The organism is Achromobacter sp. 2789STDY5608615 (assembly GCF_001298995.1).
Lineage (GTDB): Bacteria > Pseudomonadota > Gammaproteobacteria > Burkholderiales > Burkholderiaceae_B > Achromobacter > Achromobacter insuavis.
This window is the reverse complement of record NZ_CYTY01000011.1, coordinates 131,492-145,591: the sequence shown is the minus strand read 5'-3', so window position 1 is coordinate 145,591 and position 14,100 is coordinate 131,492. Positions and strand designations below refer to the sequence as shown.

The following is a 14,100-nucleotide window of genomic DNA, read 5'->3' as shown; positions in this document are numbered from 1 at the left end:
TTTTCCCACAGGAGGGGTTCTCATGAAGCATGTGCAATACTCGAGCCACAAGGAGTTCTTCATCGAAATCCTCAAGGCCCAACCCGGGCTGCTCGGAACGACCGGACACGGCGAGAAGGCCGGCCAGAAAATTGCCGAGACAGCGTGGGCCTTCATCGACGAGTTCCAGCGTCAGTACGAGGAGAAGGTGAAGGGCTGACGCCGTTCACGATCTGCCATGCAGCAACGGCCGCCTCCGCCACCTGGCGGGCGGCCTTCACCGGATCGTCTTCACCGCTACCGCGAACGGCCACCATTGCAGCTTCGACTGCCCCTGCCACCACGCTGTGCTGGATTTCTTTGGGCAGAGGGATGTGGTTCAAGTCAGACATTTCTTTCTCCTGGATAGGTCAGATATCGGTAGGACCGATGGGGATGCGGTTGTCCTTGGGATCGGGATCACGCATGGCTCGGCTCCTGCTGAGCCGGCGCGGAGTCGGCCAGCTCGGGCCAAATGCGGGCGTAATCCTCGGGCCAGTGCTCGCGACGCGTGCATTGGCCGCCAGTTGCCACTTCGATAGGGCCGCCAAACTCGACCGGAATCGGTCGTTCGCCTCTGGCCCAACGACTGACATCAGGCGCGTGCGCACCGATTGCCTTGGCCAGGGCCGCCTGGCGGCCACGCTCTTGAGATAGGTATTCGGCTAATTTCATGAGCCGATATTAGCCTTTTGCTAATTCTATCGCAAGAAGAATATGAGCCTTTTGCAAATTCCAATCGTTAGCTATTGGCTATCAAATAACGGCATGCTTATTGATGACATCCGCAGGGCCAATCTGGCTCTACTCGTGAAGGAAGCCGGAGGCGTTGGCCGACTGGCCGAGCGTTTGGAACGCGACCAATCGCAGGTCAGTCAATGGCTGAACGCGTCGAAGAATTCGGCCACCGGCACGCCGCGCGGCATGCGGGGCGCGACCTGTCGTTTCATCGAACAGAAGATGGGTAAGCCGGAAGGATGGTTAGATCTCAACCAAGGTGACAACTTGGACACCGGAGGCTGGCCATTCCCCCGACTTACAAAGGCGGATTACGATCAGCTCACGCCCGTCCAGAAGGAAGCGATCGAGGATTGGGTTATCAACCAGGTACGCGCCTTCAAGAGTGTCCCCGCCATCAAAAGCAGGGACTCAGAAAAGGCCGCCTGAACCGCGGCATCTAACTCTGGTCTCCTGCTGCGGGAAATTTTGAGAGGAATGTGACGGAATGAGAAAGACGATTCTTTATGTTCCACTGTGGGGAAGGCAATTGCCATGAGCTACGTCCAGAACAGCCTGATGCCCAGAGAGCATGTTGTCTACCAAGGACAACTGAGCATATGGTGCATGGTCCCGTCGATCATCGTTGGCACGATCTTGCTCGCGGCATACGGTCTCGGGCTACTCGTCTTTCTATTGCTGTACATCCGGTACATTTCTACGGAGCTGGCCATCACTAACCGAAGAGTGATATCCAAGACGGGTTTCATCAGTCGAAGCACTGTAGAGCTCAGCCTCCAGAAGATTGAGAGCGTGCAAGTCGACCAAGGCATCCTGGGCCGAGTTTTCAACTTTGGGTCAATCGTATTGGCGGGCGCAGGAACTCCGCGAGCCCCGATCACAGGCATATCCAATCCGATGGCATTTCGAAGGGCGTTCCTGGACGAACAGGAGTCGCCACCACCAACCGCACCTCATCCCGCGCGAGGCTTCAGCGCCTACAGTGAGCCGGATTTCTTGGATGCCGAACCTACAGTCATGCGGAATCGCCGCGGATCCGGTCGAAGGGAACCGCCCCAGTTGCGATAGCGCTCCGCTGACTTCTAGGACGCCCGCTCTATGGTGCCAGGCTGCGGGATGATGAGGCGGGGGGGGGCTGCGGTCGCGATAAGTGTCGTCGCAACCAGAACAGGGCGGGCGCAATGATGTACGGCACATGAATGGAAGCTCAACAACAGGCGCCTGATGCGTCGATAGCACTTTTTCACAGGAGAGGCAATAATGGCAACAAAACCCGGCAGCGGCGGAAATTCGAAGACGCCCACCCCCTCCCGCGACAGCGGTTTCGGGCAAGACAGGCAACCGCACTACATTCCCGGCCGAGTGCAGGAGCGCATTGAACGCGGCGACAACAACACGGTGTCACGCGTTCAGCCCCGGAGAGATGGCGGCGGTAACGGAAGCGGCTCAGGCGGATCTAACGGAAGATAGGCAAATGAGCGACACAGCCGATGACATTCAGTACGATGCAAAGTTCAGCATCAACTACCATCGCAAACGCGAGAGCTTCTTTCGTGTCTTGGATGCTTCGTCGAAGGCTGTATCCCTTATTGCCCTGGCATCCATAGGATTTGATGCGAACCTGTTTACCGTAGCCGCCGCGGTTGTCAGCAGCATATTTACGATAGCAACAATCGTTGTGGATTGCCCTGGCATGGCTGGGAGGCACGGGAGTCTAGCCAACCGTTTCAACGCGGTTCTTTCAAAGGCCGTGCTCCTGAGCGATGACCCCGACAAAGTGAGCCAGCTTCGGCACGAGTTCCACCTAGTGGAAGCAGACGAGCCTCCACAGTTACGCGGCCTAGTGCAGCTTTGCCAGGATGAGCAGGATGCTGCTGAAGGAAAAACGGTCAGCAGGGACTGCCTCTCCATGAAACGACGAATACTTGCCCAATTTGGATTCGGTCAACGCGATATAGATTTTTGTCGACCGGGCGGTACCGTGTAGTAGTCTCAGCCACCTCCGGGTGGCTTTTTTGCGACGTGGCGGCAAAGAATGTTGATTTAAATCCGCCGACGCGCTTGACGCGCATGAAGATGGAGGATCCTACCTAGGAGACCTCCATGAAGATCATCACCATCACCGGCCCAGCGCCGGGCTATACGGCGCACGAACAAGGACGCCCTATTGCTGCGTCTGAGCGGCTAGCCGATTTGCGGGCTCCCCTCCTAGCAATGCTACGCGACAGCCCCAGCAAGATTGTGTACCAGCGCCCTAGCTGGCCAGGGCGAACCAGTCCCGTGACGCTACTGGATTGCAGGCCCGGCCGCGGCTATGTCGGCGGCCCCTGGGATCGATGACACCTCTCGAAGAATAGCCAAAGTCACCAACCGCCTCCGGGCGGTATTTTTTTGCCCGGTTACAAAATAATTAGCCTTTTGCTCATATTTCGGTTGTCCTGAACATTAGCTATTGGCTAATATTCTCCCAACACCTCCCCACCCCGGGGAGAACGGGAGAAACAGCAATGCAAGTCGAGCAATCAGTTCTGAGCGTACTCAGCGCCGCCCAAGCGACCGGGAACGCTGTAGTCCTGACCGGGCAGTTGGACCGGAAGTTGTACGAGAAAACCAACAAGGTTCTGGAGGCTGCGGGCGGGAAGTGGAACAGGAAGGCCCGCGCCCATGTTTTCGACGGCGACGCCGCGGATCGTCTGGATCAGATCATCTTGACGGGCCATGTCGAAGTGCCCAAGGACGAATTCAACTTCTTCCCCACGCCTCCTGACGTCATCCGCGTTCTGCTCGATCTGGCCGACGTTCAGCCCGGCATGGCCGTCTTGGAGCCCAGCGCCGGCCATGGAGCCATTGCCAAGGCGTGCGCCGATATTGGAGCTCACGTGGATTGCATCGAACTGATGGCCGCAAACGCGGTGGTCCTGCGTTCCGACGATCGCCTCTGCGTGCGTGAGGTGGATTTCCTGTCGGTCCCCGTGGTTCAGGGTTACGACCGCGCGGTGATGAACCCGCCGTTTCTGAAGCAAGCCGACATCAAGCACGTTAGTCACGCGCACCTCTTCCTGAAGCCGGGCGGCCTGCTGGTCGCGGTCATGAGCGCGGGTGTCAGGTTCCGTGAAAACAAGCTGACCACCGACTTCCGGACGCTCGTCGAGCAGCGCGGAGGCAGCATTTCTGCGCTGCCTGACGCCTCGTTTAAGTCGTCCGGGACCATGGTCAACACCGTCGTTGTGACGATTCCGGCCTGATCCTTCCCCACCCGCCCCGGGTGCCGGGGCAAGGAGAACAGCATGGAAGCCAAGTTGATTGAGCGAATCGCGCTCGATGAGGAGTTTCAAGCCGCATGCCAGCGCTACGCGCACGGAAACGGTTCTTCGATGGCAATTGCCGGTGCGGCACTGCGCGCCGCAGGCATGCCCGAACTGTTGCAGGCCGCCGTACTCGCCCGCGACTACCTCCACCGTAATGGCACGCGTCAGGGCGATGTGCCGCTCGCCCTGACCGAAGCCATCCGCGCTACTGGCGTGGCCTAACCCCAACACCCGCCCCGGGTGCCGGGGCAAGGAGACAACCATGGAACAGCAAACCAAGCCGACGGCGACCGATGGCGAAGCCGTGCACGTCATGCGTCAGTACGGCGGCTCGTTCATCAAGCAGTTGGCGCAGTTGTGGCTTACGGCTGACCCGATCAATCAGGCCCGCGTGGCGGAGGCGTTCCGGCCGGAATTCGACCGTTACCGCGTGGATGCCGCGGCCCTGGCGCATTACCAGGGCCTGGCGCGCGAGGCTGAACTGGCGTCGAGGAACTGACCATGAACGCCCGCCAAGCCTTCGAGCGCCTGGGTGATGACCCGTCGCGCACCGCGTCGCCCTTCACGCTTGCCTACGACCCGCCCGACGAGGAAATGCTGCGCGTCACCGAGGACCAGGCCTTCCGGACTGTGCTGGCGTGTCTCTACAACCAGACGGCCGGCGCCTACGGTCAGTCCGCCGCCATCTGGGCCGAGTGCCTGATGGATCAACTGGGCAAGCTGCAAATCGGCACGTCCATCACGTTGCTGGATGGCGAAACCGTGCCGAGCGTGGGCATGAACATCCGCACGCTGCTGCGCCAGTACATCCACGCCGAGGCGAACCGCCTGCTGGCCGAGATGGACCCGGACGAAGCCGAGGACTGCCTGTGACCGCCCTCCTTCAATTCATCGCCGGCGGCCTGGCCGCGGCGTACCTGATTGGCCTGGTCGGCGACGCTGCGATGGCCCTGCACCGGAGAAATGCATGACGACGAAACGCACGCCCAATGGTTGGAATGCCCAGCCGGTGGCAGCGGCTCCCGCGATCAACGACGGCGGCCCGGCCTTCCCCGCGCTGTACGAAGGCAGCACGCGCCCCGACGCCATGGGCATGACCCTGCGCGACTACTTCGCGGCCAAGGCCATGCAGGGCGAAGTCGCGGCCTGCCACGAAAAGCGCGCCGTTCCCGAAGAGGTCGCCCGATACGCCTACGCCTACGCCGTGGCCGACGCCATGCTGGCCGCGCGAGGTGCCCAATGACCACGTACCACCTCGTCAAGGGCATCGATCTGGAAGGTCCGGCCGGCTGCACGGTAGTCGCGGCGCTTCTCATCGAGTTCACGCATCACAAGGCCGAGCCCGACGTGGGCGCGCCCGAGCATCTGACCATCGAAAACATCGACGTCCTGATTGGTGCCATAACCCACGAATTCAACGGCGATTACAGCGATGCCGACCTGGTCGCGGACTGCTGGCAGCACCTGGCCGATGAGAAGGAGCGCATCGAATGCGAGCGCGCCGACATGCAGCGCGATGAGCGAGGTGCCCAATGATCCGCAGCCTCCTGCGCGACCGCGACAACCGCGTTGCCGCCTACGTGGTGGCCGGCCTGCTCACCGCCCTGATCTTCGGCTACGGCGAGCGCCAGCAGACCGACGCCAAATCCAACCCCTACCCCACCTGCGAAGGCTGCGGCAAGACCGCTGTGGCCGCCAAGGAATAGCGCCATGGACCCGGACGACGAGGACGCAGCGCTGGCGCACCAGCAGCAACAAGAGCAGCAGCAATCCGAAGCACCACCCCCTGAAAGGAAATGACCATGAAGTTCGAAAAAGCCGTGAGAAAGAAGGCCAAGCTACGGCTGGCACTGACCGGCCCCAGCGGCTCCGGCAAGACCCTGTCGGCCCTGCTTCTCGCCAAGGGCATCGGCGCCAGCATCGCCGTCCTGGACTCGGAACGCGACAGCGCGAGCCTGTACGCCGAGCCGATCAGCCTGCCGGGCGGCGTGGTGATCGAGCCGCCCGAGTTCGATTCGCTTAGCCTGGGCGCGCCGTACACGCCCGAGCGCTACATCGAGGCCATCCGCGCCGCGGAACAGGCCGGCTACGGCACGCTCATCATCGACAGCATCACGCACGAATGGAGCGGCGTAGGCGGCTGCCTGGAGCTGGTCGACGAGATCGCCCGGGCGAAATACAAGGGCAACAGCTGGTCCGCCTGGAACGACGTCACGCCGCGCCACCGCGCGCTGCTGGACGCCATTCTGCAGAGCCCGATGCACATCATCGTCACCCTGCGCAGCAAGACCGAGACGGCCCAGCAGGAGGGCCAGAACGGCCGCAAGACCGTGGTCAAGCTGGGCATGAAGGCCGAACAGCGTGACGGCTTCGAATACGAGATGACCGTGGTGCTGGACCTCACCCACGACGGCCATTTCGCCATGGCCACGAAGGACCGCACCGGCCTGATGATGGGCCGCGATCCCTTCGTCATCGACGAATCGGTCGGCACCAGCCTGCTGGCCTGGCTCGAATCTGGCGCCTTCGTCCCACCGCCCCAAACCGGCATGACCGAGGACGCACTGGCCGCCCACCTGGCCGCTCTGGATGACGCCACCACCATGGCGGAACTGGTCGACGCCTGGAATGCCGCCCAGAAGGCCGCGCGCACCGCCAACGACGGCGCCGCGCTCGAACAACTCACCCGGCGCAAGGAAGGCCGCAAGGCCGCCCTGGCGCCTGCGCAGGAGGCCGCGTAATGGCATCGGTCAACAAAGTGATCCTGGTGGGCAATCTGGGCCGCGACCCGGACGTGCGCTACAGCCCCGACGGCGCTGCCGTCTGCAACGTATCCCTGGCCACGACGTCGAGCTGGAAGGACAAGACCAGCGGCCAGAAGCGCGAAGAAACCGAATGGCACCGCGTGGTCATGTACGGCCGACTGGCCGAGATCGCCGGCGAGTACCTGGCGAAGGGGCGCGCGGTCTACATCGAAGGCCGCCTGAAGACCCGCAAGTGGCAGGACAAGGACACCGGCGCTGACCGCTACAGCACCGAAATCGTGGCCGACCAGATGCAGATGCTGGGCGGCCGCGAAGACGGCGGCAGCGGCGGTGGCGGTTACAACGACGCCCCGGCGCGCCAGCCGCAGCAGCGCGCCCCGGCACAGCGCCCGGCGCCACAGCAGCGTCCCGCGTCCCAGCCAGCGCCCGCCGCCGGCCGGTCAGACCTGGCCGATATGGACGACGACATTCCCTTCTGACGGAGACAACCATGAATATGCCCCTCTACACGCTCGCCCAGGAGTACCGCGCGCTCGCCGTGCGCCTGGCCGAGGGCGACTTCGACGAGAAGGCCATCGCCGACACCATGGAAGCCAGCGGCCTGCCCGAGCAGATCGGCGAGAAGGCCCAGGGCTGCGAGATGGTCGCGCGCACCTTCGAAGCCGACATCCCGGCGATCGACGCCGAGATCAAGCGCCTGCAGGAGCTGAAGAAGGCGCGCCAAGCCCGCGCCGATGCGCTGCGCGACTACCTGCTGCGCAACATGATCGCCAGCGACATCCAGGTGATCGAGTGCCCGCTGTTCCGCCTCAGCGTGGCGAAGAACCCACCGGCTGTCGAGGTGTTCGACGAGAAGCAGATCCCGCAGGACTACTTCACCAGCCCGCCGGCGCCGCCGCCCCAGCTCGACAAGAAGCTGATCGGCCAGGCGCTGAAGGATGGCCACGACGTGCCGGGCGCCCGCCTGCGCCAGGGCCTGCGCCTGGCTGTCCGCTGACCCTTTCCCCAACGTAGCACCCTGGAGCCCTGCCCCATGTACAGCATCCAAGAGCAAGAGTGCCGCATGCACTTCGATTCCAACACCAAGAAGGACGACCAGCCGTCCGCCACTCTGCAATTCACGTACCGAACGAGCAACGACGTGCTGTCGGAATTCAGCCCCGACTTGAAATCGTCCCTCTACCGCCGCCCGCGCCAGGACGAAGGCGATATGGCCGACAACGCCGACCCCCGCCTCGACGACCCTGGCTATCTGCCGTGCCTGAAGTTCCCCAACATGCAGAACAAGGTAGCACTGTCGGAAAAGGTCGTCGGCGCGACCGTCATCGTGCACCACGGCATCGGCGGCAAATCCGACCTGGCCATGGAGGAATGCACCGTCAGCAAGTTCCGCCTCGATCCGCAGGAAGGCGGCACCGTGGTGGTGTCGATGGAGGTCGACTGCGTGCCCTCCAAGGAACAGGCCGGCGAGCTGCACATGAAGCAGAACCAGGATGTGGTGGTGTCCATCGTGCCGCCCGAGGCCAACGACGGCCAGCTGCCGCTCTAACCATTTCCCAACGCAGTACCCCATAGGAGCAGTCCATGACCCGAAGCATCAACGATCACGTCGTCAATCCCGCCAACGATCAGCTCACCATCACGGTGACGGATGAACCCGGCGCGGGCGGCGCCAACCACCTGTACATGATCGAGGGCTTCGACACCGAGTCGAACGCCTCCGATCCGTTCACCGCGCGCCACGGCCAGCCGGCCAAGCACGCCACCATCCTGTTCCAGAACGGCCCGATTGCCGAGGTCGACGTCAACGGCATCACGCAGGAGGTGCTGCTGGCGATCGTCGCCGACCGCCTGCGCAGCTTCCAGGCCGGCCCGTTCTCCTGCCGCGAGAACGCGCTGGCGCTGACCAAGATCGAAGAGGCCATGCACTGGCTCCAGCAGCGTACGCTGCGCCGCATGCGCGCTGGTGTGGAAGGCACGCACGCGAAGGCGACCGGCGACGGCGCGTAACCCTTTGGCCGGCCCGGCGGCGGGACTCCCTCCCCCATCCGACCGCCGCCGGTGCCCGGCCTCCATATACCGAGAAGACCATGACCGAACCTCTCAAGATCCAGGAACTGGAGAAAGTTGGCTACGTGGGCAGTTGCCAGTACAGCCCGTCCAGCTACGCCAGCCACATGGACAGCCGGTGGAGCACGCCGACGCCCGAACGAGTCGCGGCACACGCCTTGAACAAACTGGAAGAGGCGCGCCAGAAGGACGTCGCCGCGCATGAGCTGAACATCCCCCGGATTGAGATCAACAAGGCCATTCACGAGCGCGTCACGGCCATGATGGCCGAGATTGGCATGCCCAGCAGTTGGAGCGAGCCTGACCGCAAAAGCCGCTCGCGCTATCCCAAGTCCATCCGCCATGACGCCGGATACCTGCTGGACCTACGCCGCGAAGCGAAGACGAGCGACGGCTTCGAGTACGCCACCACCACCTATGAAAGCCTGAAGAAGAGGTACGAGGAATACGCCGAGGATGCGAAACGCCAGGCCGAGCTGGACCGCACCAAGGCGCAGCGCGAGCGCGAGGCCGAAGAGTCGAAGCGCCGCGAAGACATGGAACTGGCCGGCATCCTGCTGCGCTACGGCCTGGACGTCATGTCGTCGTGGGCCGATGTGCTGGAGGCGCTGCGCGCGAAGGACAAGTACCTGGACCTGGCCATCGCAGGCCAGCGCACGCGCGGCGACTGGAGCGGCGGCACGTGGCAGGTCCGCAACGCCCTGGACCGCTTCACCATCGAGAGTGACACCGACAAGGACATCGTGGTCGACCTGTCGGACTGCCTGGCCGACTTCGAGGACGGCCGCGTGTTCCGGGATACCACCTGGAACTACGACCGCCTCTTCGGCATGGTGAAGGACGAGCAGCTGCTGAAGGACGCCCAACTGGCCAACGACAAGTCGCGGGGCTACTGACCATGACCCACGCCCGCAAGCCCCGCCGCAAACAGTACCGGCCGCGCCCGGCAGTCATCCCGATGCTGGTGAAGTCGCAGTACGCCATCGGCCCGCTGGAAGACTGGTTGCGCCAGATAGAGATCCACGAAACCGTCGACTCGGTGCAGGGCGAAGCGATCCTGCGCAGCGACGGCGACGGTTTCGCCTATCCCGCCGCCGGCGCGGTGGACGGCGTCGCGGACTTCTTCGAAATGTGGGCGACGCGCCACAGCAAGACGCTGGATGTCTCCGCGCTGCGCCAGGTGGCCGTGCGCCTGGCCAACGGCGCGCCGATCGATCACCCCCTCATGGAGCGCGTGAAAGCGCTGCTGCCAACCCTACGCCGCATCGGCGCCCTCATGAACCGCGACGACGCCGAGGATCTGATCCGCCAGACCCAGATCAAGGCCGAGCTCGAAGCCGGCGCCGCGCGCGCCCAAGGAGCCTGACATGCCCAACCCCCAATCGCGTCTGCTCGCTTTGGCGGCAGAGGCCAAGCAGCAATACCTAGCTGAATGCGCAGCCGGTGGAGAGCCGGCCTACCCCGCATGGATCGAAGACGCGCTGGCCGTGTGCGGCGGTGGTCAGTACGACACGGCCGCCCCTGGCGTATCCACGGTGGAGGATGAGCGCCAGGCGTTCGAGGCTTGGGCAGAAGACCAGGGTTTCGTGCTGGACTGCGACTTCTTCGAGGTCAGCGGCCAGTACTATGACCAGGACGATACGCAGCTTGCCTACGACATCTGGCGCGCCGCCCGCGCTTCCGTTGCCGCTCCCGCTGCTGGCGATGCGCTGGAAGTGGACCCGCTGCAAGGCGCGGCGAACTGGCTGGTGCAGGCGCATAGCCAGCCATGCCCGATCGTCCTGAGCGCATGCCTGATGATCGGCTACAACCGCGCCCAACGCCTCTACGACGCCGCCATTGCAGCCCAACGTAAGGGGGGTGCGTGATGGCCATGACCAAAAAAGAGCGCGAGACGTTCGCGGCGCTTGAACAGCGCTTGCGAGTCACGGCTGCGCTGCGCTGGACCGAGCCGGTGGGTCCCGACACCAAGCCGCCCGAGGCCGGCGCTTACGCCACCGGCTTTTTCATCAACGTCCACACCCGAGAGGTTGGCGCGGGGTGGACCTCCTCGGTTGTTCATGGCCGTGGCGAGCTGCCGGCGCCCGGAACGTACCGCTCTGGCTCCCAGGGCGGCCGCAGTCTCTACAGCTCGCGCTTGCTGGCGCTGCGCGCGCTCCGGCACCAGGTCGAGACGTCCGCCGCAACCTGGCTGGCCGATATCGACCGGAAGATCGAAGCAGAGATTGACGGCCAGCAGAGCGGCCAGGGCGCGGGGAGGTGACTATGGCATCCACTGCAACCTACCGCTGCGACTGCTGCGGCGGTCCGTTCACGGCCAGGACAGCCGACCGGCGCCGGGGCTGGGCGCGCTTCTGCTCCAAGTCCTGCAATGCCAAGCGCCAAGAGGCCCGCACCGGGCAGCACCGCGCATACATCAACCGCACCAATGGCGACGACGGCGATTGCTTCCCGTCGCCTGCCGAAGGGGATATTCAATGACCAACCACCCCAACCCGAACAGCGCCGCCCAGGCGCCCGAGCAAGACGATATCGTGCAGCGCCTGCGCGACCAGGCCGATATCGACGCCGCGGAACACGCAAACCCCGACGTAGTGCAGCTTACGCATGACGCCGCCGACTCCATCCTGGAGCTGCGCGCGCAGCTCGCAACGATCCAGGGCCACGATGACGAACTGATCGGCGGCGTCGCGGGCGGCCTGCCGCGATGGCTTGTCGAGGCCTGCCGCCGGGTCGAGAACTACATGAACCAACACCATCCGGGCCCGTGGGAGGTCTGCGGCGTCATGCGGCGCCAGTACCCCGGCCAGCCCAAGCTGCGCGCCCCTGTAGCCGATGAGCGGGCAACCAAGGCGCTGAATCGCATCGAGCGACGCGCGTCGGATGACCAGCGACAGCGCGATTTGGATGATTTGACTGTCGTCCGGAACGCCCTGCAAAGCTCCCACGTATCCGATGAGCGGGAACTGCGCGCGGCAGCGCAAGCCACTTGCGACGCATTGAAAACCGTTGCGCGCTTCGCTGTGGAATCGCTCGATGATCGGGATGCGCTGGTTGCCGCAAGCATTCGCCTGCGCGCTGCCCTGGCAAGCGCCCCTGTAGCCGAAGACAAATGCCTTACGTGCAGCGGTCATGGGATGGTGGGCGGTCTGACTCCGCATTCTGGATACGACGCCAAACCGTGCCCGGATTGCGCCCCTGTAGCCGGGGGGGGGCGCAGGAGGCCGCCGCGAGCGTTGAACCCTACGGCTGGGTTTGCGAGCGGTATATCGGGGCGAGCCTCGATGGTCAGGAAATGTATTCGACCCCGAGCTTTACGCGGGAGCGGCCATATTCGACTGACCGAACGATTGTGGAGCTCTATGCCGCGCCCCAGGCCAGCGCCGAGGCGTTCGACTTCGTCGCCCATCTGGCGCGGCAAGCCGAATTCTCGGCCCACACCTTCGGCCCCGGCGCTCGCGTGGCCGGCGTCTGCGATCACATCCGAAAGGAACTGATCGAGGTCGAGACGAGCGGCGGCGACCTGAAGGAATGGGTCGACGTCATCATCCTGGGCCTGGACGGCGCATGGCGCAGTGGCGCCACACCGCAGGAAATCATCGCGGCCATCGTCGCCAAGCAGGCGAAGAACGAGGCCCGCACCTGGCCGGACTGGCGCACGGTGGACCCGAACAAGGCCATTGAACACCAGCGCACCGCCGCCCCCTGCACCTGCCCCAGCGGTGACGGCTCCCTGCGCCATCCCTGCGCAGCACATCCCGCCAAGGCCAGCGGAAACGGAGGTCAAGAATGGTCAGATTCGTGACAATCTCCCGCGCCTCGGCCATCACGGGCTATACAGAGGATGCGATCCGCTCGAAGATTCGAGACGGAATCTGGCGGGAAGACAAGGAGTGGATCCGGGCGCCGGATGAACGCATTCTCATAGACATGGAGGGCTACGAAAAATGGGTAGAGACGGGAGGGGTGTTAAAGCCGCCTCGGAAAGCAGTATCGAAATCACGTTCCAGTACAAGGGTCGCCGCTGCCGTGAGCGGATTCCTCTCAAGCCCACGCCCGCTAACCTGAAGCGGGCCGAGCAGCACCGGGCGGCAATTCTGCATGCGATTTCGACGGGCGTTTTCGACTACGCCGCCACATTTCCCAATAGCGCACGCGCCGGAACCTACGCAGACACGCCGGGACAGATCCTATCGGTTGAAAAGTATCTGGACGGATGGCTCGACGCCCGGAAGCCGACCTTGAAATCCAGCACGTACCAAGGGTATCGGAGCATTGTGCTCGGACTGCTGATCCCCAAGTTCGGCAAAGAAATGCTCGGCGACCTGAAATGGCCCGCAATTAAGTCCTGGCTCGCAGGCCTTGGCGGCGACAAGCCGGTGAGCAATAAGCGACTTTCCAACATTCAAAGCTGCCTCCGGTCGGCGCTGAATGATGCGGTCGAGGACGAGCTACTAGACGAGAACTGCATGCGGGGTCGGCACTACAGCAGGCAGGCCCAGCCGGTTGAGGAAGGCGACGACGATGAGGTCGATCCGTTCACGCCCGACGAGCAGGCGGCGATCCTGAGCGAGTTGCCGGAACAGACCCGCAACTATGCCCTCTTCGCCCTCTGGACGGGACTTCGGCCCAGTGAGCAGATAGCACTGAACTGGTCAGACGTAGATTTTGCCCGCGGCGTTGTGCTGGTGCGCAAAGCCATCACACGGGCCGCTAAGGGAGTAGCAGAGCTTCCTAAAACGAAATCCAGCCGGCGGGAGGTCAAGATATTGGCGCCGGCCCTGGCGGCGATCAACGGCCAGAAAGCGCACACCTGGGTAGGCGCAGAACCTCACGGGGAATTATTCCGGAACCCGGGAACGGGAGAGCGATGGTCGAGCAGCCAGGCGGTTCAGAAAGTCTGGGCCACGGCGCTGAAGCGCGCGAAGGTGAGATATCGACGCCCGTATCAGATGCGCCACACGTTCGCCAGCATGATGCTATCGGCGGGCGAACACCCCATGTGGGTAGCGCAGCAGATGGGCCACAAGGACTGGGCCATGATCATCCGCGTATACGGGAAATGGATGCCTTCAGCTGATCTGAACGCCGGCGGCAAGGCCGTCGATCTGTTCGGGGAAAAGCTGGCATTAAGCAGTCATTCCGGAGCCAAATCAGCCCCAAAACAGCCAAAAACAATGACAGGTTAAAAACCTAAGTCA

At 63.4% G+C, this 14,100-nt stretch carries 25 protein-coding genes; 23 read left to right on the top strand and 2 right to left on the bottom strand.

What is annotated here, in order from left to right; genetic code table 11:
* The first annotated feature begins 22 nt into the window (after positions 1 to 22).
* On the top strand, positions 23 to 199 hold the full coding sequence (locus tag AOZ49_RS32460) for a hypothetical protein (RefSeq protein WP_156355637.1): 177 nt from the start codon (positions 23 to 25) through the stop codon (positions 197 to 199).
* Positions 200 to 438: 239 nt separating this feature from the next.
* Here the strand turns inward: AOZ49_RS32460 and AOZ49_RS31715 are convergent, their stop codons facing one another.
* Positions 439 to 693: a transcriptional regulator gene (locus AOZ49_RS31715; RefSeq protein ID WP_082380411.1), complete on the bottom strand. Its 255-nt coding sequence runs from the start codon at positions 691 to 693 to the stop codon at positions 439 to 441.
* A 42-nt stretch (positions 694 to 735) separates the two neighbouring features.
* On the opposite strand from AOZ49_RS31715, the gene AOZ49_RS12055 reads away from it, so the two are divergent.
* The 20 genes from AOZ49_RS12055 (at position 736) to AOZ49_RS32445 (ending at position 11,380) form a co-directional block, all read left to right on the top strand.
* Positions 736 to 1,185 (top strand): helix-turn-helix domain-containing protein, encoded by a 450-nt coding sequence (locus tag AOZ49_RS12055; protein WP_054475527.1) that lies wholly within the window; start codon positions 736 to 738, stop codon positions 1,183 to 1,185.
* 105 nt (positions 1,186 to 1,290) lie between these two features.
* Positions 1,291 to 1,824: a PH domain-containing protein gene (locus AOZ49_RS12050; protein ID WP_082380410.1), complete on the top strand. Its 534-nt coding sequence runs from the start codon at positions 1,291 to 1,293 to the stop codon at positions 1,822 to 1,824.
* A 406-nt stretch (positions 1,825 to 2,230) separates the two neighbouring features.
* Positions 2,231 to 2,743 carry a hypothetical protein gene (locus tag AOZ49_RS32455; protein ID WP_156355636.1) on the top strand — a complete coding sequence of 171 codons (513 nt, stop codon included), beginning with the start codon at positions 2,231 to 2,233 and terminating at the stop codon, positions 2,741 to 2,743.
* 520 nt (positions 2,744 to 3,263) lie between these two features.
* Positions 3,264 to 4,001 (top strand): restriction endonuclease subunit M, encoded by a 738-nt coding sequence (locus tag AOZ49_RS12045; protein WP_054475525.1) that lies wholly within the window; start codon positions 3,264 to 3,266, stop codon positions 3,999 to 4,001.
* A gap of 42 nt (positions 4,002 to 4,043) precedes the next feature.
* The gene (locus AOZ49_RS12040) at positions 4,044 to 4,286 is read left to right on the top strand and encodes a hypothetical protein (RefSeq protein WP_054475523.1); all 243 of its coding nucleotides are present in this window, start codon (positions 4,044 to 4,046) and stop codon (positions 4,284 to 4,286) included.
* Between the two features lie 40 nt (positions 4,287 to 4,326).
* Positions 4,327 to 4,563, top strand: coding sequence for a hypothetical protein (locus AOZ49_RS12035; RefSeq protein ID WP_054475521.1), 237 nt, complete (start codon positions 4,327 to 4,329; stop codon positions 4,561 to 4,563).
* A gap of 2 nt (positions 4,564 to 4,565) precedes the next feature.
* The gene (locus AOZ49_RS12030; RefSeq protein WP_054475519.1) at positions 4,566 to 4,937 is read left to right on the top strand and encodes a hypothetical protein; all 372 of its coding nucleotides are present in this window, start codon (positions 4,566 to 4,568) and stop codon (positions 4,935 to 4,937) included.
* 94 nt (positions 4,938 to 5,031) lie between these two features.
* A complete protein-coding gene (locus AOZ49_RS12025; RefSeq protein ID WP_054475516.1) occupies positions 5,032 to 5,307 on the top strand; it encodes a hypothetical protein in 276 nt (91 codons plus the stop codon).
* Positions 5,304 to 5,600, top strand: coding sequence for a hypothetical protein (locus tag AOZ49_RS12020; RefSeq protein ID WP_054475514.1), 297 nt, complete (start codon positions 5,304 to 5,306; stop codon positions 5,598 to 5,600). Before AOZ49_RS12025 ends, AOZ49_RS12020 begins: the two co-directional genes overlap by 4 nt.
* Positions 5,597 to 5,770, top strand: coding sequence for a hypothetical protein (locus AOZ49_RS32450; protein WP_156355635.1), 174 nt, complete (start codon positions 5,597 to 5,599; stop codon positions 5,768 to 5,770). The genes AOZ49_RS12020 and AOZ49_RS32450 overlap by 4 nt, the downstream gene beginning before the upstream one ends.
* Positions 5,771 to 5,866: 96 nt before the next feature.
* Positions 5,867 to 6,805, top strand: a complete 939-nt coding sequence (locus AOZ49_RS12015) for an ATP-binding protein (protein ID WP_054475512.1) — start codon at positions 5,867 to 5,869, stop codon at positions 6,803 to 6,805.
* Entirely contained in the window at positions 6,805 to 7,308 is a 504-nt protein-coding gene (gene ssb / locus AOZ49_RS12010) for a single-stranded DNA-binding protein (RefSeq protein ID WP_054475510.1), read from the top strand. The genes AOZ49_RS12015 and ssb overlap by 1 nt, the downstream gene beginning before the upstream one ends.
* Positions 7,309 to 7,319: 11 nt before the next feature.
* Positions 7,320 to 7,826 (top strand): siphovirus Gp157 family protein, encoded by a 507-nt coding sequence (locus AOZ49_RS12005; RefSeq protein WP_054475507.1) that lies wholly within the window; start codon positions 7,320 to 7,322, stop codon positions 7,824 to 7,826.
* A 36-nt stretch (positions 7,827 to 7,862) separates the two neighbouring features.
* A complete protein-coding gene (locus AOZ49_RS12000) occupies positions 7,863 to 8,378 on the top strand; it encodes a hypothetical protein (protein WP_054475505.1) in 516 nt (171 codons plus the stop codon).
* Between the two features lie 35 nt (positions 8,379 to 8,413).
* Positions 8,414 to 8,839, top strand: coding sequence for an Acb2/Tad1 domain-containing protein (locus AOZ49_RS11995; protein ID WP_054475503.1), 426 nt, complete (start codon positions 8,414 to 8,416; stop codon positions 8,837 to 8,839).
* A gap of 80 nt (positions 8,840 to 8,919) precedes the next feature.
* Positions 8,920 to 9,795 carry a hypothetical protein gene (locus AOZ49_RS11990; protein ID WP_054475501.1) on the top strand — a complete coding sequence of 292 codons (876 nt, stop codon included), beginning with the start codon at positions 8,920 to 8,922 and terminating at the stop codon, positions 9,793 to 9,795.
* Positions 9,796 to 9,797: 2 nt separating this feature from the next.
* Complete coding sequence (locus tag AOZ49_RS11985; protein ID WP_054475498.1) at positions 9,798 to 10,265, top strand: hypothetical protein; 468 nt, start codon at positions 9,798 to 9,800, stop codon at positions 10,263 to 10,265.
* 1 nt (position 10,266) lies between these two features.
* Positions 10,267 to 10,767, top strand: coding sequence for a hypothetical protein (locus AOZ49_RS11980; protein ID WP_054475496.1), 501 nt, complete (start codon positions 10,267 to 10,269; stop codon positions 10,765 to 10,767).
* The gene (locus AOZ49_RS11975) at positions 10,767 to 11,162 is read left to right on the top strand and encodes a hypothetical protein (protein WP_054475495.1); all 396 of its coding nucleotides are present in this window, start codon (positions 10,767 to 10,769) and stop codon (positions 11,160 to 11,162) included. The genes AOZ49_RS11980 and AOZ49_RS11975 overlap by 1 nt, the downstream gene beginning before the upstream one ends.
* Positions 11,163 to 11,164: 2 nt before the next feature.
* Positions 11,165 to 11,380 (top strand): hypothetical protein, encoded by a 216-nt coding sequence (locus tag AOZ49_RS32445; RefSeq protein ID WP_156355634.1) that lies wholly within the window; start codon positions 11,165 to 11,167, stop codon positions 11,378 to 11,380.
* On the opposite strand, the gene AOZ49_RS11970 is transcribed toward AOZ49_RS32445, so the two are convergent.
* Positions 11,374 to 12,033 (bottom strand): hypothetical protein, encoded by a 660-nt coding sequence (locus AOZ49_RS11970; protein ID WP_054475493.1) that lies wholly within the window; start codon positions 12,031 to 12,033, stop codon positions 11,374 to 11,376. The two genes, AOZ49_RS32445 and AOZ49_RS11970, sit on opposite strands and share 7 nt — an antisense overlap.
* Positions 12,034 to 12,251: 218 nt before the next feature.
* Here AOZ49_RS11970 and AOZ49_RS11965 point away from each other — a divergent pair, with 218 nt between their 5' ends.
* Together AOZ49_RS11965 and AOZ49_RS11960 are read left to right on the top strand one after the other, a co-directional pair.
* Entirely contained in the window at positions 12,252 to 12,704 is a 453-nt protein-coding gene (locus tag AOZ49_RS11965) for a dATP/dGTP pyrophosphohydrolase domain-containing protein (RefSeq protein ID WP_231690315.1), read from the top strand.
* A 142-nt stretch (positions 12,705 to 12,846) separates the two neighbouring features.
* Positions 12,847 to 14,088, top strand: coding sequence for an Arm DNA-binding domain-containing protein (locus AOZ49_RS11960; protein ID WP_054475491.1), 1,242 nt, complete (start codon positions 12,847 to 12,849; stop codon positions 14,086 to 14,088).
* The last annotated feature ends 12 nt before the right edge of the window (positions 14,089 to 14,100 follow it).